This is a genomic window from Amycolatopsis sp. NBC_00355 (genome assembly GCF_036104975.1).
Lineage (GTDB): Bacteria > Actinomycetota > Actinomycetes > Mycobacteriales > Pseudonocardiaceae > Amycolatopsis.
In genome coordinates this window covers 5,475,441-5,494,318 of record NZ_CP107982.1, presented here as the reverse complement: position 1 = coordinate 5,494,318, position 18,878 = coordinate 5,475,441, and the positions used below count along the sequence as shown (strand labels likewise).

The window sequence follows — 18,878 nt, the reverse complement described above, 5'->3', positions numbered from 1 at the left end:
GCAAGCACACGCCGGCCAAGCATGCCGCGGCCAAGTCGGGGTTCCCCCAAGAAGCTTGCTCAGCGGCCGGCCGTGAAGCGCCAGGCCGTGCAGCCGGCGCAGGCGAACCACGTCGTCCTGCCGCACCTCGTCGCCAAGCTCGTGGAACTGCCGAAGCCCGCGTCGCCGTCCGCGCTCGACCAGGCGACCGCCGAGGTCGGGGCCGCGAAGAAGGCCATATGGCCGGAGCCAGTCTGGCCGCCGGGCCCGGTTCCGACCGTCGAACGGCGTGTCGATCGTCATCGCGAGCGAGCGCGGTCCCCCGGGTGGTGCCAACGGTTCCGGCCGTTTCTCCCACGCCGGCCACCGGGTGCCATACCGTCCACAGTGGTCGGATGCCGATCCTGTTTGCCCGGTATGCGCGCTTCGTAAAACGGCGTTTCCGGAGTCGCATTCTGCACTTTTCTGGCTTCTTCATGCCCTTCCGGGCAACACATTCGAGTTAACGGGGACACCGGAAGTAGCCCTTGTGAGGTCCATGTATGCTCCGGTGTCGCTTGACCGGGTGATAACTCACTCGAATCGGTGGCCGTTGTGATCGGGGCTTGGTCTCACGCGGCCCCCCACGTCGTGGTTCGGGCTCTGATAGGAGATTTATGCAGGTCAGGTCAGCTCTCGTACGTGGCGGGATCGCGGCTCTCGCCGCGGCCGCCGCGGTCATGGTCGGTGCTCCGGCGGCTCTCGCCGACGACGGTGCCGCCCACGGCAAGGTCGACGGGAACGGTGGCACCGTCGGTTACCGGCTCAACCTCGGGAAGGGCGGCGACTACATCGCCGAGCTGTTCTCGATGAAGCTCTCCAACGGCAGCACCCTCAAGCTCTACTGCGTGCAGATCACCGTCGGCCTGCGCACCGACGTCGACATGGTCGAGCGCCCCTGGAACAAGTACCCCGCGAAGGGCCCGTTCCAGGAGAACAGCGCGAAGATCAACTGGGTGCTGCACCACGGCTACCCGGGCGCCGGCCTCGACGCCCTCGGCAGCGCGCTGGGCAAGGCGGGCGTCACGGTCCACGGCGGCGTCTCCGAGCGCGAGGCCATCGCCGCGACGCAGGCGGCGGTCTGGCACTTCAGCGACGGCGTGAACCTCGACGCCACCAAGCCGCTGGCGGAGGAGAACTCGGCCGACGCCAACGCCGACGTCGCCGCGCTGTACGGCTACCTGACCGGTGACCAGAACAAGGGCCTCGCCGCGCAGCCGAAGCCGACCCTGAACGTCGCCGCGGACAAGACCGAGGGCACCGCGGGCAGCAAGATCGGCCCGTTCTCGGTCGCGACCTCCGGGGACATCACCGCGCTGACCAGCCAGCTGCCCGACGGCGTCAAGATCACCGACGCCGACGGCAAGGAGCTGAAGGCTTCGGACGTCAAGGACGGCACCAAGCTCTACGTCGACGTCCCGGCCGGCACCAAGCCGGGCAAGGGCGCCTTCGAGCTCAAGGCCAGCGGCGAGCTGGACACGGGCCGTCTGTTCGTCTCCGAGAACTACGCGCGCCAGCCGGCCCAGTCGCTGATCGTCGCCGACTCGGAGAAGACCGAGGTGACCGCGAACGCGGCCGCCAGCTGGACCGAGGCGGGCGCCCCGGCGACCAGCCCGGCCCCGACCACCCCGGCCGGTTCCCCCGGCGGTGGCGGCGACCTGGCCAACACCGGTGTCGACGCGGCCGTGCCGTTCACCGTCGGCGGCCTGCTGCTCGGTGGCGGCGCGTTGATGCTGCTGGTGAACCGTCGCCGCAGCCGTGCGTGAACTGATCTGAGCTGAACCCCGAACGGGGCCGGTCCACAGTGGATCGGCCCCGTTCCGGCGTGCGACGAACGGATTGCGACGTTCGGGGCGAAACCGGCGAACCGTGCACACAGTGGTCTAGACTTTTCCGCCGACAGGCGAAGGGACGAGACCATGCGTGGTACGACCGTTCCGCCCGGGACGCCCGGCCGTCCGCCGCGGGCGGGAGAGCTGCCGATGCACCGGCTGGAGCTGCCCGCGCCGCACGCGGTGCCGTTCGCCGTCGGGACGTTCGACACGATCGGGCCGCTCTCGCGCGCGGAGTTCCCGCACCGGCACACCTTCCACGAGCTCGTCCACGTCACCGGCGGCACCGGCGCGCACGTCGTCGACCTGGCCCGCTGGCCGTTGCGGCCGCCGCACTTCGGCGTCATCGCCGCGGGCCAGGTGCACCACTGGGCCGGGGCCCGGAACCTGACCGGGCACGTCGTCCTGTTCACCGACGACTTCCTGCTCGACTACCCGGGCGACCGCGAACTGCTGCGACGCCTGGGCGAACGGCCGTGGCCGGAGCTCGACGCCCGCGCCGACGCCGACGTCACGCGCCTCATCACCGAACTGGAGGCGGAACACCGCCGCGGCGAGGACTCGGTCCTGCGGGCCCTGCTGCACGTCCTGGTCGTGCGCGTGGGACGGCTGCCGGGGACGCCCGCCGCGCCGCCCGCCCGGACCGGGGCGGTGGCGGCGGAGTTCGCCCGGCTCACCGGACGTCCGGACCTGGGGCTGTGGTCGGTGCACGCGCACGCCGAACGCATCGGCGTCACCCCGGAGCACCTCACCGAGGCGGTCAAGGCCGCGACCGGCCGCACGGCCGCGCAGCTGGTGCGGGAGGCGCGGATCCGGGAGGCCAAGCGCTTCCTGCTCCGGACGGATCTCACGGTCCGGCAGGTCGCCAGCCGCGTCGGCTTCGCCGATCCGGCGTACTTCTGCCGGTTCTTCCGGCGCGAGACCGGGCTGAGCCCCGGCGACTTCCGCCGCACCGGCGAGAAGCACCACGACTGACCGCTCCGGTCCATCGCCGGGGAGCGGGTGCGCTCCTTACCGTCGAGGGCATGGACGAAGAGACCAAGCTGAGCCGCAAGACGCTGCTGCGGGCCGCGTTGGCCGCCGGTGTCGCGGCGCCCGTCGCGCTGATCGGCGGTCCCGCGCTGGCCCGCACCGCCGCGGCGGGCAGCCAGGCCCCGGAGCTGACGCCGTCGTGCCACGACGACGACGATCCGACGCCCGAACAGATCGAAGGCCCGTACTTCAAGCCGAACTCGCCGGAGCGGACGTCGCTCGTCACGCCCGGCACGCAGGGCACGCGGCTGACCGTGACGGGCTACGTCTTCGGGCTCGCGTGCCTGCCGGTGAACCGCGCGCTGCTGGACTTCTGGCAGGCGGACGTCAACGGCGCGTACGACAACACCGGTTTCACCTTCCGCGGCCACCAGTACACCGACGCCCGGGGCGCGTTCACGCTGTCGACGATCGTCCCGGGCCTCTACCCGGGCCGCACCCGGCACATCCACGTGAAGGTGCAGGCGCCGGGCCGGCCGATCCTGACCACGCAGCTGTACTTCCCGAACGAGCCGCGCAACAACACCGACTCGATCTTCGACGCGCGGCTGCTGATGACCGTGCGGGACAACGGGAGCGCGAAGGAAGCGGCGTTCGACTTCGTGCTGAACGTGCCGCAGACGCCGACCACCACCGGCACACCGCCACCGGCTTCGACAACTTCGACGCCGCCCGGCGGCACCACCTGGGCGGCCGGCACGAACTACGCGGCCGGCGCCCGCGTCACCTACGGCGGCCGGGACTACGTGTGCTTACAGGGGCACACGGCCCAGCCGGGCTGGGAGCCCCCGAACGTCCCCGCGTTGTGGCGGACGGCCTGAGACTCCCAGCGTGAGGTCGTGAGTGTTCAGGGCGGTTCTAACCGCCCTGAACACTCACGACCGGGGTTCAGCAGTAGAGGTTGGCGCCGGGGTCGACGCCGAGGACCGAACTGATCGAGCGGTACTTGGAGACGCGGCTTTCGACCTGGGCGGGGTTGCCGCCGTTGCATTCGATCGAGCCGTTGATGCTGCGGATCGTCTCGCCGAAGCCGCGGCCGTTGACGATCGCGTTGTGCGGCGTCATCGAGCCCGGGCCGGTCTGGGTGTTCCAGTACCAGAGGCCGGTCTTCCACGCGACGGCCGAGTTCTGCTCGACCTGCCAGGGGTTGCCGAGCAGGTCGATGCCGAGCGCGTCACCCGCGGCCTTGTAGTTGAAGTTCCAGCTCAGCTGGATCGGGCCGCGGCCGTAGTACGCGGCCTGGCCGGCCGGGCAGCCGTAGGACTGGCTGTAGTCGCAGTAGTGCGGGTAGTTGGCCGTGTTCTGTTCGACGATGTAGACGAGGCCGCCGGTCTCGTGGTCGACGTTCGCGAGGAACGCGGCCGCCTCCTGCTTCTTCACCGTGTCACTGCCCGTGTTCGCGAAGCCGGGGTAGGCGGACAGCGCCGCGGTCAGGCCGCTGTAGGAGTAGAAGCCGTTGCGGCCCGGGAAGATCTGGTTGAACTGCGCTTCGCTGACGACGAACGAGCCCGGGTTGCCGGGGTTCGTGCCGCCGCCGTCGCAGCTGTAGGGCTCCCAGTACCAGGTGCTGATGATCGGGTCGTAACCCGGATTCGCGTTCTTGGCGCGGTAGTAGCCGCCGTTGGTGTACCTGACGATCGCGCCGACGTCGTACCACTGCCCGGCGACCCAGTTGGGTGCGTTGCAGGTCGTGCCGCCGCCACCGCCGTCACAGCTGTAGGGCTCCCAGTACCAGGTGCTGATGATCGGGTCGTAACCCGGATTCGCGTTCTTGGCGCGGTAGTAACTGCCGTTGGTGTACTTGACGACCGCGCCGACGTCGTACCACTGGCCGGCGACCCAGTTGGGCCCGCTGCACGCCGCGGCGGCGGCCTGCGGGGCGGCGGTGGACAACGCGGGGACACCGAGCACGAGCGCGGCTGCGGCCGCAAAGGCCGAAATCACCGCGACAAGACGTCTTCTCAAGGCTCGCTCACTCCTTCGGCCACGACAGGGTCCGGACGGGGGGAGGCGTCCGGGTGTCGAAGAGGGGGTGCTCATCCGGCCGGGAAGAACGTGACACCAGTCACTAGAGCAGATTGGTCTAGTCCAGTCAAGAAGCCTGGCCACGCGGGCAACGGGTGTGCGCGAACGCCCCTGGCATGATGCGCCCATGGCCGGACATGTCACGCGCGCCGCGGCAGGCAGCGAAGTGGGGCAGCGCTACTCCGCGAACTTCGATGTCGTGCACCTGACCGAAGATCCGTTGCTCGCGGTGGTCGCCGACGGCATGGGTGACGGCGAAGGCAGCCGGCTGGCCGGACGGACCGCGGTCGACGTCTTCGTCGCGCGGGCGGGCGGTTCCCCGGACTCGTTGCGGGAAGCGGTCGCCGCGGCGCAGCGGGAGGTCGGCGAGTCCGGCCGGCGGATCGGCGGCCTGGCCGGGTGCACGCTCACCGCGCTCGTGGAGCCCGGCGGCGGGTACTGGCTCGTCCAGATCGGCGACTCGCGGGCCTACCGGCTGCGCGACGGCCTGCTGGAGCTGCTCACCACCGACCACGCGATGGCCTGGCTCGGCGCGGTCAACGGCTGGTACGCGTTCGACTCGCCCCAGGCGTCGGCCGCGCGGTACCAGCTGACGCGCTACATCGGCCACCCCGCGCGTCCGGAGCCGGACGTGCTCAGCCTCGCGCTGCGCCCGGGCGACGTGCTGCTGCTGTGCAGTGACGGCGTCGCCGAGCAGGTGCCCTACGAGCGGATCCACGAGATCCTCGGCCGGCGGGGCGAGCCGGCCGAACAGGTCCGGCGGCTGCTGGCCGTCGCCGAGGCGGCGGGCGGCCGGGACAACGCGACGGCGGTGGTCGTCCACGTCGTCCCGGCGCCGTAGGCCACGGGGTCAGCGCGCTTGCGGGATCCGCACCTTGGCGGGTTGCACGAGCCGCAGCAGCCGGGCGCGGCCCAGCCGGTGGAGCATCTCGCCGAGCTCTTCCGGCGCGATGCTGCTCTCGAGGTCGATCCGCGTCACCTCGACCACGCGGTCGATCTCCGTGACCGGGAGCCGGGCGCCGAACTCCCCGGTCAGCCACACCCCGACCTCGTCGACGACGTTGTCCGCCCGGTGGCTTCGTACGGTCATCGCTCTCCTCGTTTCGGCTCGCTTGTTACCCAGGTCGAGGCCGGAAAATGCCGACCTGACGCGGGTTCGACGGCCGAGCCCGGAAGCCATGACGCCGAACGGCGAAATTGGCCGCGAGAAAGCTTTCCGTGTTCGGGCAAGTGAAATCCGTGACGATGAGTGTCACTCACATGGGCGGAACTCCGACCGCAGTTGTCGGCCGATCGGGTGGAAATCGGGGGAACTTGCCCGATCGGCCGTACGTCCCAGGACGCTGGAGACGTCCGGTGGGGTGCGGGTGTCCCTCGGCGGGGCGCGGAAACGGAGACACGATCGATGGGCCGGTACGACCGGACCGACCTCGGGGCCTACAGCCTCGGGTTGCTCGACGACGCCGAAACGGCGCGGGTCGAGCGGCACCTGGCGTCGTGCTCCGACTGCCGCCAGGAGGTCCGGGAGTTCGAGTCCGTCCGCATCATGCTGGACAGCCTCGGAAAGTCCACTTAGGACTTCCGCCGGAAACCGTCGGTGCCCGCCGCTAGGTTGCCGGGCGTGACCGATGACCTGTTCCTGAGCCCGACCCGGGCCACCTACGCCGTGGTCGCCGAGAGCTACGGCAGCTTCGTCCCACCGATTCGCGAAGACGTCGAGGACCGCGCGCTGCTGGCGGCGTTCGCCGACCTGGTCCGCGACGGCCCGGTCGCCGACCTCGGCTGCGGCACGGGCCTGGTGACGGCCTACCTGGCGTCGCTCGGCCTCGACGTCGCCGGCATCGACCTGACGCCGGAGATGCTCGCGGTCGCCCGCCGCGACTACCCTGAACTGCGGTTTTCCGAGGGCTCGCTGCTGGACCTCGATCTCCCGGACGATGGTCTTTCCGGTGCGGTGGCGTGGTATTCGATCATCCACACCCCGCCCGCGCGGCTCCCGGCGGTGGCGTCGGAGCTGTTCCGGGTGGTGCGCCCGGGCGGTCACCTGCAGCTGGGCTTCCACGTCGGCGACCGGCGTCACCACCGGACGGACGGGTACGGGCACGAGGGGTTTTCGCTGGACATCTACTGGCTCCCGGTGGACGGGGTCTGCGACCTGCTTCGCGACGCGGGGTTCGAGATCCTGACGACGGTGCTGCGCAACCCGTCGGCGCGAGTACCGCAGGGACGAGTGCTGGCCCGCAAACCCGCCTGACGCACGCCCGCGGCTCAAAGCCGTGAATGGCACATCGAGGGACTCAGAGTCCCTCGATGTGCCATTCACGGACCTCGGAAGTGCGGGTCAGCGGGGTGCGGCGGCCTTGAGGCCCCGATGCTCGGTGACGTCCGGGGCTCGCGCCCCCGAAAGCTCAGTAGTCGTCGCGTCCGGTGAACTGCTGTTCCAGCAGCTCGGCCGCGCCCGCGACGAGTTCCAGGGGATCGATGAACTCGTTGATGTCCAGGTTGATCAGGGGCAGCGAGTGCCGCAGCACGATGTGGTCGCCCATCACCGCGACCCCGCCGACGATGGTCGACTCGCCGACCTCGGTCAGCACCGACAGGAGGTCGACCTCGTCGTGCCGGGCGAACGGCGTCGCGATCTGCACCCAGTCCTCGCGCTGGTCCAGGACCTCCCGGGCGATCACCATGATCTGGGCGCGGTTCTCGGTGTCCGGCTCGTCGCCGAAGATCAGCCGGATGCGGATCTCGTCGGGCTCGTCGCGCACCACCCGGTAGGCCTGCCTGATGTACGCGACCAGATCGCCCCATTCGGCCATCAGACGGCTCCGATCCGGTCGAGGTCGGCGAGCACGTCCGCCGGCAGCTCCAGGTCCGCGGCCGCGAGGTTCTGGCGCAGGTGCTCCGGCGAGGACGTGCCCGGGATGAGCAGCATCGACGGCGACCGCTGCAGCAGCCACGCGAGCGCGACCTGCATCGGCGTCACGCCCAGACGCTCGGCGCAGTCGTCGAGCAGCCCCGACTGCAGCGGGCTGAAGCCGCCGAGCGGGAAGTACGGCACGAAGGCGATCCCCTCGGCCGCGCACTTGTCGACGAGCGGGTCGTTTTCGCGGTGCGCCAGGTTGTACTGGTTCTGGACGCAGACGACCGGCGCGATCGCGTTGGCCTCGTCGAGCTGCTCGGCGGTCACGTGGCTGACGCCGAGGTGCCGGATCAGGCCCTTCTCCCGCAGGCCCGCGAGCACCCCGAACGGCTCGGCGAGCGACATCGCGACCGGGTAGCCGCCGGTCGCGTCGCTCAGCCGCAGGTTGACGACGTCGAGCGCGTCGAGGCCCAGGTTCCGCAGGTTGTCGTGCACCGCCTGGGTGAGCTCGTCGGCCGACAGCGCGGCCGGCCACCCCTTGTCCTCGCTGCGCCGCGCCCCGACCTTCGTGACCAGGTGGACGTCTTCGGGGTACGGGTGCAGGGCTTCCTTGATCACGGCGTTCACGGTGTGCGGACCGTAGTAGTCGCTGGTGTCGATGTGCGTGACACCCGCTTCGACGGCCTCGCGCAGCACGGCGACCGCGGTGTCGTGGTCCTTCGGCGGTCCCCACACGCCGGGGCCGGCCAGCTGCATCGCGCCGTAGCCCATCCGGGACACGGACAGTTCGCCGCCGAGAAGGAAAGTACCGCCGGGATCGGACATGTCACTCCTTGCTGTAGGTGCCGCGAAGGAGTCTAGGGAGGTTCCGGCTCAGCCGCAGACACCTTTGCCGCGCAGCACCCGCGTCACCGACTGCTGGACGCGCGTCTTCGGCAGCTCGCCCGAGGCGACGGCCTTCTCCAGCCGGTCCAGCACTTCGCCGATCCGGCCGCCGGACGACCACAACGCCTGGTCCGCGCCCGCTTCCAGGGCCTTCAGGACGGCGTCCGGCAGCGAATACTGCGCCGTGATCGCCTTCATCGCGCCGAGGTCGTCGGTCAGGATCGGCCCGGTGAAGCGGAATTCGCCGCGCAGCAGCTGGTACGCCGCCGGCGAAAGTGACGCTGGGACGCCGTTCGTCAAGTCCGGCACGTCGAGGTGGCCGACCATCACGGCGACCGGGCCGTAGTCGGCGATGTTCCGGTAGGGCGCGAGGTCGACCGCGCGCAGCTGCGCGAGCGGCGGCGTGACGACCGTGCCCTTGTGCGAGTCACCCGATCCGTGGCCGTGGCCGGGGAAGTGCTTCAGCACCGGCTGGACACCCGCGTCGCGCAGGCCCGCCGCGAACGCCGTGGCGTACGTCTTCACGCGGGCCGGGTCGGGGCTGAAGGACCGGTCGCCGATGACGTCGTCGTCCGGGGCGTCGGTGACGTCGGTGTCGGGCGCGAAGTCCACCGTGACCCCGCGGGCCTTGAGCTGCCGGCCACGGTCGGCGGCGATGCCGCGCACCTGGTCCGGCGTCTTCGTCTTCGCCAGCTCGCGCGCCGACGGCATGTCGCCGTCCAGATCGTCGATGCGCTGGACGCGGCCGCCCTCTTCGTCGACCGAAACGCCCACCGGGATCTTCGCGACGCCCTGCACGGCGTCGAGTGAGTGATCTTTCAACAACGCTGTTGCGTTACCACCGATGAAGATCCCGCCGACCTGGTTGTCGCGCACCAGCGACACCGTCGAAGCCGGGTTGTCCCCGGTCACGCCGACGACGACCAGCTGCGCGACCTGCCGGCGGACATCGAGGCCGTTCACCAGCGACGCGCAGTCGCCGGGACGCGAGAGACTCGAGGTCGGCGCGGGTGCGGGAGTGCCCGCGGGGACGGGCGGGGTGGTGGGAAGAGGCGTCCGCGGGAGCGCCAAACCGGACACGGTCCGCGGCTGCAGGCCGATGACCAGCAGACTCACGGCCACGATGCACACGGCCACCCCCAGGGCGGCCAGACTTCGGCGGTTCATCGGTCCCTTCACTCGTCGGCGGGCCCCACGACGGTAGTCGACGCCCCGGCTTCACCGTGTGAAGAGGACCGTGAAGAAGGCGATCACCGGCGTTAGAGAATTCGTGAAGGCGGTCTCACCAGACTGGGCGGCGTCAGGAAAATCGATGACGGTTACCAGGAGGCACGATGGACCAGGTGCGCGTGGCGGCATGGGCGTCCGACCCGATCGCCCTCACCGGGTTGATCAACCACCTGCGGTCCCGTCCCGAACTGCTGGTCGTCCCGCGAGCCCGCCGTGGCGAGGCCGCCGTGCTCGTGTTCGCCGCGAACCAGGTCGACCGCGACGTCATCGCCGCCCTGCGGGCCGCGTCCGCGGAGTCGCCCGCCGCGATCGTGCTGGTGGCCGGGCACGTCGACCCGGCGCACCTGAGCCTGCTCGCCGACTGCCACGTCTCCGCCGTGCTGCCGCGGACCGCGCTCGACCGGCTCACCGACAGCGTGCTCGCCGCCGCGCGGGGCCGGACGGCGTCGCTGCGCGACCAGGTCGAGGCCCTGGCCCACGAGGGCGCCGGGGCGTCGCTGACGCCGCGCGAGGTGGATGTGCTTCGCTTGATGGCGGAAGGCTGGGACACTGCCGAGATCGCGGGCAAGCTGTGCTACTCCGAGCGGACCGTGAAGAACGTCATCTACGCCATGACCAACCGGCTCAACTTGCGCAACCGGCCGCACGCGGTCGCGTACGCCGTGCGCGCGGGTGTGATCTGAGGGAAGCTCACGCACGTGGGAACGATCGTCCGCCGGACCGCCGCGGCGGCTGCCGCGCTGGCCCTGCTCGCCGCCTGCAGTCCGAGCGACGCCGGGGGCAAGACCAAGCTCACCATCGCGACCTTCGGTGAGTTCGGGTACGCGCCGCTGATCGCGGAGTACGAGAAGCTGCACCCGGACGTCGAGGTGCAGAACCGCGTCACCGACTTCGACACCCACCACAAGGGCCTGGCGACCCAGCTCGCCACCGGCCACGGCGCGGCCGACGTCGTCGCGATCGAAGAGCAGTACATCCCGCAGTACCGGAAGGCGAAGGACAAGTTCGCCGACCTCGCCCAGTTCGGCGCGCGGGACCTGCAGAGCCAGTGGGCGCCGTGGAAGTGGGCGCAGGGCACCGACGGCGATTTCGTCCTGGGCCTCGGTACGGACATGGGCAGCCTCGCCCTCTGCTACCGGCGCGACCTGTTCCAGGCGGCCGGCCTGCCGACCGACCGTGACGCCGTCGCGAGGCTGATCCCCGACTGGAACGCCTACGCCGCCACGGCCCAGCGGTTCACCGAAAAGACACCGGACGTCAAGTTCGCGGACTCCGCGGGCACCGTCTACACGGCGATGCTGAACCAGTCGCCCGAGAACTACTTCGCGGCGAAGGACGATTCCTACATCGGCGGCACGAACCCGACCGTGCGCAACGCCTTCTACCTCTCCGGCGGGATCGCCGAGAAGGGCCAGACGGCGGCCGCGACCACCTTCACGCAGGCCTGGAACGTGGCCATCAAGCAGGGCTCGTTCGCCACGATCGCGTGTCCCGCGTGGATGCTCAGCCAGATCAAGCAGTCCGGCGGCGACGCCAACAGCGGCAAGTGGGACGTCACCACCGTGCCCGGCGCCAGCGGCAACCAGGGCGGTTCGTTCCTGACCGTCCCGAAGCAGAGCGAGCACCCGAAAGAGGCGTACGACCTGGCCCGCTGGCTGACGGCGCCGGAGCAGCAGAAGAAGCTGTTCCTCTCCGACGGCATCCTGCCCAGCGAGCCGGCCGTCTACAAGGACCCGCAGGTCGTCGCGCACACCGACCCGTACTTCGGGGACGCGCCGATCGGGAAGATCTTCGCCGCGTCGGCCGACTCCCTGCGGCCCAACTACCGGGGCCTGCACGACGCCGACGTCCGGCCGGAGTTCGGCCGCGCGCTCGGGCGGATCGAGGACAAGACCGAGAACGTCGACCAGGCCTGGGCGGACGCCGTCCAGCAGGCTCAAGCAGCCCTGAAGTAGCTCCGCGTGCAGCACCGGCTCGCCCGTTTCGACCGCAAGGTCACGCCGTTGCTGCTCATCGCGCCCTTCTTCGGGCTGTTCGTCGTCTTCGGCGCGTTCCCGCTGCTCTACACGATCTGGGTGTCGCTGCACGACTGGAACCTGCTCGACGGCGACCAGGGCTACCGCGGGCTCGCCAACTACGGCGACCTGCTCACCGACCCGCGGTTCTACAACGCGCTGGCCAACACGGTCGGCATCTTCGTGCTCGCCGCCGTCCCGGAGTTCCTGCTGGCGCTGGGGATCGCCGCGCTGCTCGACCGGCCGCTGCGGGCCGCGACCTGGTGGCGCACCGGGATCCTGCTGCCGAACGTCGTATCGGTGGTCGCCGTCGGGCTCGTGTTCGGGCAGCTGTTCAGCCGCGACTACGGCGTCGTCAACGAGGTCCTCGGCTGGTTCGGCGTCGCGCCGGTCAACTGGCAGGCGAGCACCTGGTCGTCGCACGTCGCGGTGGCGTCGATGGTGCTCTGGCGCTGGACCGGCTACAACGCGCTGATCTACCTGTCGGCGATGCAGGCCGTGCCGGCGGACCTGTACGAGGCCGCCGCGCTCGACGGCGCGTCGCGGTGGCGCACGTTCTGGTCGATCACCGTCCCGGGCATCCGGCCCGCGCTCGCCTTCACGGCCATCGCCGGCACCGTCAACGGCCTGCAGCTGTTCGCCGAACCGCAGCTGTTCGACGCGGGCGGCTCGGGCGGGACCGGCGGCAACGACCGCCAGTTCCAGACCGTGACGATGTACTTGTACGAGAAGGGGTTCACGCACTTCGACGCCGGTTACGCGGCCGCGCTGACCTGGGTGCTGTTCGTCGTCTGCGTGCTGTTCGCGCTGGTGAACTACCGGCTCGTGCGCCGGTTCGTGAGGTCGGCGTGACGGCCCGGCGGCGGCCGGGCGCCTGGGTGTACGCCCTGCTGATCGGCGTGCTCGGCGCGTCGATGTTCCCGCTGTACTGGTCGTTCGTGGTGTCCACAAGGGATAATTCGGCGATCGGGGAGACGTCACCGCTGCTGCTGCCGGGCGGGCACCTCTTCGAGAACGTGCGCCGCGTGTTCGACACCGTCGACTTCTGGCTCGCGATCGGCAACTCGCTGATCGTCTCGGGCACGGTGATGGTGTCCAACGTGGTCCTGGCGAGCCTCGCCGGGTTCGCGTTCGCGCGGCTGCGGTTCCCCGGCCGCAACACGCTGTTCCTGCTCGTCGTCGGCTCGGCGATGGTGCCGGCGCAGCTCGGCGTGATCCCGCTCTACCTCGTCGTCGGCGACCTCGGCTGGTACGGCCGGCTCGAAGCGGTGATCGTGCCCGGCCTGGTCAGCGCGTTCAGCGTGTTCTGGATGCGGCAGGCCTGCGAGAATGCGATCAGCGCCGACCTCGTCGACGCGGCGACCGTCGACGGCTGCTCGATCCTGCGCACCTACTGGCACGTCGCGGTCCCGTCGTTGCGCCCGCAGGCCGCGGTGCTCGCGATGCTCACGTTCATGGCGACGTGGAACGACTACTTCTGGCCGCTGGTGGTACTCGACCCCAACGAGACGCCGACCGTGCAGGTCGCGCTGTCGCAGCTGGCCAGCGGTTATTACACCGACTACGCGCTGATGCTGACCGGCGCGACCGTGGGCGTGCTGCCCGTCATCGCGGCGTTCCTGCTGCTCGGCCGGTACGTCGTCCGGGGGATCCTGAGAGGGGCGCCAGTGTGACGGAGTTTCCGGCGGGTTTCCGGTGGGGCGCGGCGACCGCGTCGTACCAGGTCGAGGGCGGCGTCACCGAGGGTGGCCGCGGACCGTCCATCTGGGACACCTTCTCGGCCACCGAGGGCAAGGTGCTCGACGGCGCGTCCGGCGAGGTCGCCTGCGACCACTACCACCGCTACCCCGAGGACATCGGCCTGCTGGCCGGCCTCGGGCTCAACGCGTACCGGTTTTCGGTGGCGTGGCCGCGGATCATGCCCGACGGCGTGACGACGTCCGCGGCCGGTCTCGGGTTCTACGACCGGCTGGTCGACGAGCTGCTGAGCCGCGACGTCACGCCGGTGCTGACGCTGTACCACTGGGACCTGCCGCAGGCGCTGGAGGACGCGGGCGGCTGGCCGGCGCGGGACACGGCGTTCCGGTTCGCGGAGTACGCGGCGGTGATCCACGACGCGCTCGGCGACCGCGTCGAGCAGTGGACGACGATCAACGAGCCGTTCTGCGCGGCGTACCTGGGGTACGGCAGCGGCGTGCACGCGCCGGGCGTCCAGGACTACGACACGGCGCTGGTCGCGGCGCACCACCTGCTGCTCGGCCACGGCCTGGCGACACGCGCGTTGACGGAGCAGGCCCGGCCGGGGCACGAGTTCTCGCTGGCGTTGAACTTCGCGCCCGCCATCGCGGACGGCTCGTCACCGGCTCACGCCGAAGCGGCCCGGAAGTTCGACGGCATCCACAACCGGTTCTTCCTGGACCCGGTGCTGGGCAAGGGCTACCCCGCCGACGTCGTGGCGGACGTCGCCCACCACGGCGGCCGGTTCGCTTCGGCGGTCCACGATGGTGACACGGACATCATCGCGGCGGCCATCGACTGGCTCGGGGTGAACTACTACGCCCCGGCCCGGGTGACACCGCTCGCGGACCCCACGGCACCGAGCAACTGCCCGCTGCCGGGCTTGCGAGGCCTGGACGTGCTCCCGGCTCGGCCGCCGCTGACGGCGTTCGGCTGGGAGCAGTCACCCGAGACGCTGACTTCGCTTCTGAGCTGGATTTCCACCTGCTCCGGCGGGCTGCCGCTGGTGGTGGCGGAGAACGGTGCGTCCTTTGTGGACGAAGTGGTCGACGGCCGGGTCCACGATCTCGACCGCGTCGCCTACTTCGACTCGCACGTCCGCGCAGTCCACGACGCGATCGTTGGTGGCGCGGACGTGCGCGGCTACTTCGCGTGGTCCCTGCTGGACAACTTCGAGTGGGCGATGGGGTACTCGCAACGCTTCGGCCTGGTCCACGTCGACTTCGAGACCCAGGTCCGCACGGTCAAGGACTCCGGCCACTTCCTCGGGCGCATCGCCACGGCCAACGCTCTGCCAGACTCGTCGTGAGTGTTTAGGGCGGTTAGAACCGCCCTAAACACTCACGACAAGCCGCGGCAGACTCAGGAACGCTGGCGGAAGGCGTCCGCCACCCCAGACCGCGACGGCGTCTCCAGCTTGCCCAGCAGTCGGGCCACGTGGGCCTGGACCGTCCGCCGGGGCAGGGACAGCTCCGCCGCGATGTCCGGGTTCGAGCGGCCCTCCGCGACCAGGCTCGCGATGCGGACCTCGATCGGCGTCAGCGACTCCCAGCCGTGGCCCGGGCGGATCGGCGAGGACAGCGCCCCGCGCCGGACGCCCAGCCGGCGCAAGCGGGTCTCCGCGCGGCGCAGGTCCCAGCGGGCCGACAACGCCGTGTACAGCTCGGCCGCCTCCTCGTACGCCGCCTGGGCCGCGTCCAGCCGGCCGGCGCGGGCCAGCAGCACCGACGCGTCCTCCAGCGCCGTCGCCAGTTCCGGGCGGCGGCCGACCGAGCGGAAGTGCTCGGCCGTGTCGAGCACCGGGCTCGGGTCCTCCTCGATCAGCCCCCGGCACCACGACGCCGCGGCGAGCGCCCGCGCCGGGCGGCGTTCCTTCTCCGCCTCTTCTTCGCAGACGTCCAGCGCCCGCAACGCGCGTTCGCGGTCGTCCTGCTCCATCGCCAGCCGGACGAACGCCGGAAGCCATTGGTGCCGCAGCATCATCTGCGCGTACGTCGGGTTCAAGATCGGTTCGAGGATCTGCAGCGCCCGCGCCCGGTCGCCGCGCTGCTCGGCGGCGAGGGCGTCGGCGACCAGCAGGAAGTCGAAGCTCTCGCGCTCGGCGCCGGTCGCCGGGGCGTACTCCTCCGCCGCGTCGAGGTGGGCCGCCGCCTGCGCGCGGTCGTCCCGCCGTCCCGCGATCAGCGCCGCGACGCCGTGCAGGAGCAACGCCGCCGGCCCGGGCTCGCGCAGGCCGTAGAACGTGATCGCCGGGCCGTCCTCGGTGACCGTGTCCAGCTCGACCAGCGCCTCGTCCCAGCTGCCTTCCCAATACCGGTGCACCGCGACGGACACCTGCAGCCCGACCGGCATCGCGTGCCGCGCCGCGACCTCGCCCGCCGCGCGCAGCGCTTCGCCCGCTTCGGCGAGCCGGTCGAGGTTCTGCAGCGTGAAAACGCGGTTGTCGAGCAGGTCCAGGTGCAGGTCGGCCAGCTCGTGCTCGTCGCCGACCGCTTCGATCGCCGCGTCGATGTGCTCGAGCGCGCTGTCGTGCTCGCGGCGCACCGAGTCCACCAGCCACAACGACTGCAGCGCGTGCGCGGTCAGGTAGCGGTCGCCGCCGGACTGCTCCTTCGTCTCGCGCGCCGCCTTCTCCGCAGTGTCCAAATCGGACAGATCGCCGCGGCGGAAGTTCGCCAGCAGCTGCCGGTGCCGGACGCGCCAGAGCTCCGGCACGGCCGGGTCGTCGGCGGACGCGCCGAGCGTCGCGACCGCGCCTTCGGTGTCGCCGCGGCGGTGCCGCAGCGCCGCGAGCACGTGCCGCATCTCCTCGACGGCGTCCGGTTCGGTGGCGACCTCGAGTGCTTGCTGCGTCAAGGATTCCGGATTGCGCTCCAGCCGGAACAGCACCTTGACGAGCGCGACGAGCAGCACCTCCCGGCGCGGGTCGTCGCTCGCGCCGGCGGCCAGTGCGCGTTCGAGTAGCTCGACGGCGATCAACGGCGCCCGGTTCGACACGGCCGCGTGGTGCCCGGCCAGCCAGTCGAGCACCCATTCGTCCACTGTGGCCGGTGCGGCCACCAGCTGTTCGGCGACCCGCTTGACCGGGGCGCCGATCCGGGCCAGTGCCTCGGCCGCCTGCCGGTGCAGCGCCGCCCGTGTCCCGGGCAGCAGCCGGTTGTACAACGCCTGACGCAGCAAGGGATGCCGGAACGCGAGCTGCGTGCCCGTGTCGATCAGTACGTTCGCCGCGACGGCTTCTTCCAGCGGCTCCAGCAGGTCCGACGGCCGGGAGCCGAGCACCGCGGCGATGTCGCCGACGGCGAACTCCGTGCCCAGCAACGCGCCCCAGCGCAGCACTTCCTGGGTCCGCGCGGGCAGGAAGTCGAGCCGCCGGTCGACCGCGGCCACCAGCGACTGCGGCGTCTCGAACTCCTCGGGATCGTCGACGTCGGCCTCGCCGCCGGTCACCTCGACCGCGCCGGCGCGCAGCAGGACGTCGACCATCTCCTTGACGTACAACGGGTTTCCGGCGCCACGGGCGGCCAGCTCACGCAGGCCGGGCCCGGGTACCGCGCCGATCTGGTCCTCGATGAGGCGCCCGACGTCGTCGCCGCTCAACGGCGCGAGGTCGAGCACCACGCCGTCGCGCGCCTGGACGCCGCGGCGCAACTGGGCGAGCTCGGCGCGGTCCGGCGCCGGGCGGGTCGCGGCCACCAGTAGCAGGGGGAGCTGCCGCGTCGCCGCGCAGAGCCGGTGCCAGACCAGCACGGACGCCTCGTCGGCCCACTGCAGGTCGTCGACCACCAGCACCTGCGGCGTCTGCGCGCACAGCTCGTCGACCAGCACCAGCAGCCGGTCGACGGCGCCGAGCACCGGGTCGGCCGGGCCCCAGCTGCGCCGCACCGGGCCCTCGCCGGCGAGCTCCTTCGCCACCCGCGCGCGCCGCGGGTCGGGCGAATGCGCGTCGATCTCCAGGCACTCCATCATGACCTGCAGCGGGAAGCGGGTGCTCAGCTCGTCGGCGGCCGCCCACAGCAGCTGGAAACCGGGCCCGCTGGGCAGCGAGTCGGTGAGCAGTTCGGACTTGCCGATCCCGGCTTCGCCTTCGATCCACACGGCCCGGCCGCGGCCGGCCCGGACGTCGGCGACGAGCTCCTTGAGCCGCGCGGTTTCGGCCTCCCGGCCGAACAGCCGGTGCCGCGGCGCCTGGACCGGTGCGGCCGGCGCGGCGGCCACGGGCGCGTCGAGGGCCGGGTCCTGCGCGAGGATCTGCTGCTGCAGCCGCTGCAACGCCGGCCCGGGCTCGACACCCAGCTCGCCGATCAGCGTGGTGCGGGCGTCGCGGAAGACGTCGAGGGCGTCGCCGTGGCGGCCGCTGCGGTAGAGGGCGAGCATGAGCGACTCGCGCAGGGACTCCCGCAGCGGGTTCTCCCCGGCCAGCACGGCCAGTTCGGGCGCGAGGTCGAGGTGGCCGCCGAGGGCCAGCAGGGCCTCGGCCCGCCGCTCCAAGGTGGCCAGCCGCAGCTCGGCGAGGTATTCGCGGTGCCGCTCGGCGAACTCGCCCGGGACACCGGAAAGCGCTTCGCCCTGCCAGAGCGCCAACGCGGCGTCCAGTTCGGTGACGGCGGCCCGCGGATCACCCTGGTCGAGGTGGCGTTGCGCGAGTTCGCGGTGCCGCTCGAAGACGGCCGCGTCGAGCGCGTCGTCGTCGAGCAGCAGGGAGTACCCGGCGGTTTCCGACACCAGCACGCTCGACGCCGACCAACGCGACCGGTCCGGTTCCAGCGCCCGGCGCAGGCCGGAGACGTAGGTGTGGACGCTGCCTTCGACGCTCGCGGGCGCGGAATCGCCCCAGACGCCGGCGATCAGCTCGGCACGCGGGACGGGACGGCCGGCGTTGACCGCGAGCACGGCGAAGATCGCGCGCTGACGAGCGGGGCCGAGGCCGATCTCGGCCGTCCCGCGCCAGGCCCGCAGCGGGCCGAGCACGCCCACTCGCAGACCGGTGTCCGCATCCCCTGGCATGTCGTTCCGTTCTCGGTACCGACTTCTCCGTCGACTTTACCGACGTGGCAACACCCGATCGGGTTGACCTACTCCGGGGAGCTTACTGACCTGGCAAGCCCGGGATCACGCCCCGGCGGCCGGAACCCCGCGAGCGGCCCCGACGGTGTATGCCCTGGTGGACGGCCCAGGCCAGGGCCCCCGAACACCGTGCCGGAAAGGCCGGCGCGCGTGATCGGAGAGCCGACACGCGTGTCT

At 71.2% G+C, this 18,878-nt stretch carries 17 protein-coding genes; 11 read left to right on the top strand and 6 right to left on the bottom strand.

Features of this window, described 5'->3' with window-relative positions; all coding sequences use genetic code 11:
• Positions 1 to 635: 635 nt before the first annotated feature.
• The 3 genes from OHS18_RS24400 to OHS18_RS24390 all read left to right on the top strand — a co-directional run bounded on the left by OHS18_RS24400 (position 636) and on the right by OHS18_RS24390 (position 3,703).
• Positions 636 to 1,784, top strand: coding sequence for a thioester domain-containing protein (locus OHS18_RS24400; RefSeq protein WP_328448849.1), 1,149 nt, complete (start codon positions 636 to 638; stop codon positions 1,782 to 1,784).
• 153 nt (positions 1,785 to 1,937) lie between these two features.
• Positions 1,938 to 2,825: an AraC family transcriptional regulator gene (locus tag OHS18_RS24395; RefSeq protein ID WP_328448851.1), complete on the top strand. Its 888-nt coding sequence runs from the start codon at positions 1,938 to 1,940 to the stop codon at positions 2,823 to 2,825.
• A gap of 50 nt (positions 2,826 to 2,875) precedes the next feature.
• On the top strand, positions 2,876 to 3,703 hold the full coding sequence (locus OHS18_RS24390; RefSeq protein WP_328448853.1) for a dioxygenase family protein: 828 nt from the start codon (positions 2,876 to 2,878) through the stop codon (positions 3,701 to 3,703).
• 67 nt (positions 3,704 to 3,770) lie between these two features.
• Here the strand turns inward: OHS18_RS24390 and OHS18_RS24385 are convergent, their stop codons facing one another.
• On the bottom strand, positions 3,771 to 4,793 hold the full coding sequence (locus tag OHS18_RS24385) for a glycoside hydrolase family 19 protein (RefSeq protein WP_328618566.1): 1,023 nt from the start codon (positions 4,791 to 4,793) through the stop codon (positions 3,771 to 3,773).
• Positions 4,794 to 5,034: 241 nt separating this feature from the next.
• Here OHS18_RS24385 and OHS18_RS24380 point away from each other — a divergent pair, with 241 nt between their 5' ends.
• Positions 5,035 to 5,748: a PP2C family protein-serine/threonine phosphatase gene (locus OHS18_RS24380; protein ID WP_328612523.1), complete on the top strand. Its 714-nt coding sequence runs from the start codon at positions 5,035 to 5,037 to the stop codon at positions 5,746 to 5,748.
• 9 nt (positions 5,749 to 5,757) lie between these two features.
• On the opposite strand, the gene OHS18_RS24375 is transcribed toward OHS18_RS24380, so the two are convergent.
• A complete protein-coding gene (locus OHS18_RS24375; RefSeq protein ID WP_328448856.1) occupies positions 5,758 to 5,997 on the bottom strand; it encodes a hypothetical protein in 240 nt (79 codons plus the stop codon).
• A gap of 315 nt (positions 5,998 to 6,312) precedes the next feature.
• Here OHS18_RS24375 and OHS18_RS24370 point away from each other — a divergent pair, with 315 nt between their 5' ends.
• Both OHS18_RS24370 and OHS18_RS24365 read left to right on the top strand, forming a co-directional pair.
• Positions 6,313 to 6,483, top strand: coding sequence for a zf-HC2 domain-containing protein (locus OHS18_RS24370; RefSeq protein ID WP_328448858.1), 171 nt, complete (start codon positions 6,313 to 6,315; stop codon positions 6,481 to 6,483).
• Between the two features lie 45 nt (positions 6,484 to 6,528).
• Positions 6,529 to 7,161, top strand: coding sequence for a class I SAM-dependent DNA methyltransferase (locus OHS18_RS24365; RefSeq protein WP_328612522.1), 633 nt, complete (start codon positions 6,529 to 6,531; stop codon positions 7,159 to 7,161).
• Between the two features lie 154 nt (positions 7,162 to 7,315).
• Here OHS18_RS24365 and OHS18_RS24360 read toward each other — a convergent pair whose 3' ends face one another.
• From OHS18_RS24360 to OHS18_RS24350, 3 genes are read right to left on the bottom strand one after another with little or no spacing between them, the layout of a single operon-like run.
• Complete coding sequence (locus OHS18_RS24360; RefSeq protein WP_328612521.1) at positions 7,316 to 7,723, bottom strand: hypothetical protein; 408 nt, start codon at positions 7,721 to 7,723, stop codon at positions 7,316 to 7,318.
• The gene (locus OHS18_RS24355) at positions 7,723 to 8,592 is read right to left on the bottom strand and encodes an oxidoreductase (RefSeq protein WP_328612520.1); all 870 of its coding nucleotides are present in this window, start codon (positions 8,590 to 8,592) and stop codon (positions 7,723 to 7,725) included. The genes OHS18_RS24360 and OHS18_RS24355 overlap by 1 nt, the downstream gene beginning before the upstream one ends.
• 48 nt (positions 8,593 to 8,640) lie before the next feature.
• The gene (locus OHS18_RS24350) at positions 8,641 to 9,819 is read right to left on the bottom strand and encodes a glycoside hydrolase family 3 N-terminal domain-containing protein (protein ID WP_328612519.1); all 1,179 of its coding nucleotides are present in this window, start codon (positions 9,817 to 9,819) and stop codon (positions 8,641 to 8,643) included.
• A 167-nt stretch (positions 9,820 to 9,986) separates the two neighbouring features.
• On the opposite strand from OHS18_RS24350, the gene OHS18_RS24345 reads away from it, so the two are divergent.
• Genes OHS18_RS24345 through OHS18_RS24325 form a run of 5 tightly spaced genes read left to right on the top strand, consistent with a single transcriptional unit; the run spans position 9,987 to position 14,943 of the window.
• Positions 9,987 to 10,565 carry a helix-turn-helix transcriptional regulator gene (locus OHS18_RS24345; RefSeq protein WP_328448863.1) on the top strand — a complete coding sequence of 193 codons (579 nt, stop codon included), beginning with the start codon at positions 9,987 to 9,989 and terminating at the stop codon, positions 10,563 to 10,565.
• 15 nt (positions 10,566 to 10,580) lie between these two features.
• Positions 10,581 to 11,837 (top strand): extracellular solute-binding protein, encoded by a 1,257-nt coding sequence (locus OHS18_RS24340; RefSeq protein ID WP_328612518.1) that lies wholly within the window; start codon positions 10,581 to 10,583, stop codon positions 11,835 to 11,837.
• A gap of 6 nt (positions 11,838 to 11,843) precedes the next feature.
• On the top strand, positions 11,844 to 12,749 hold the full coding sequence (locus OHS18_RS24335; protein ID WP_328612517.1) for a carbohydrate ABC transporter permease: 906 nt from the start codon (positions 11,844 to 11,846) through the stop codon (positions 12,747 to 12,749).
• Positions 12,746 to 13,570, top strand: coding sequence for a carbohydrate ABC transporter permease (locus tag OHS18_RS24330; protein WP_328448869.1), 825 nt, complete (start codon positions 12,746 to 12,748; stop codon positions 13,568 to 13,570). The genes OHS18_RS24335 and OHS18_RS24330 overlap by 4 nt, the downstream gene beginning before the upstream one ends.
• Complete coding sequence (locus OHS18_RS24325) at positions 13,567 to 14,943, top strand: GH1 family beta-glucosidase (protein ID WP_328612516.1); 1,377 nt, start codon at positions 13,567 to 13,569, stop codon at positions 14,941 to 14,943. The genes OHS18_RS24330 and OHS18_RS24325 overlap by 4 nt, the downstream gene beginning before the upstream one ends.
• A 53-nt stretch (positions 14,944 to 14,996) precedes the next feature.
• Here the strand turns inward: OHS18_RS24325 and OHS18_RS24320 are convergent, their stop codons facing one another.
• Positions 14,997 to 18,641 (bottom strand): BTAD domain-containing putative transcriptional regulator, encoded by a 3,645-nt coding sequence (locus tag OHS18_RS24320; RefSeq protein WP_328612515.1) that lies wholly within the window; start codon positions 18,639 to 18,641, stop codon positions 14,997 to 14,999.
• Positions 18,642 to 18,878: the final 237 nt, after the last annotated feature.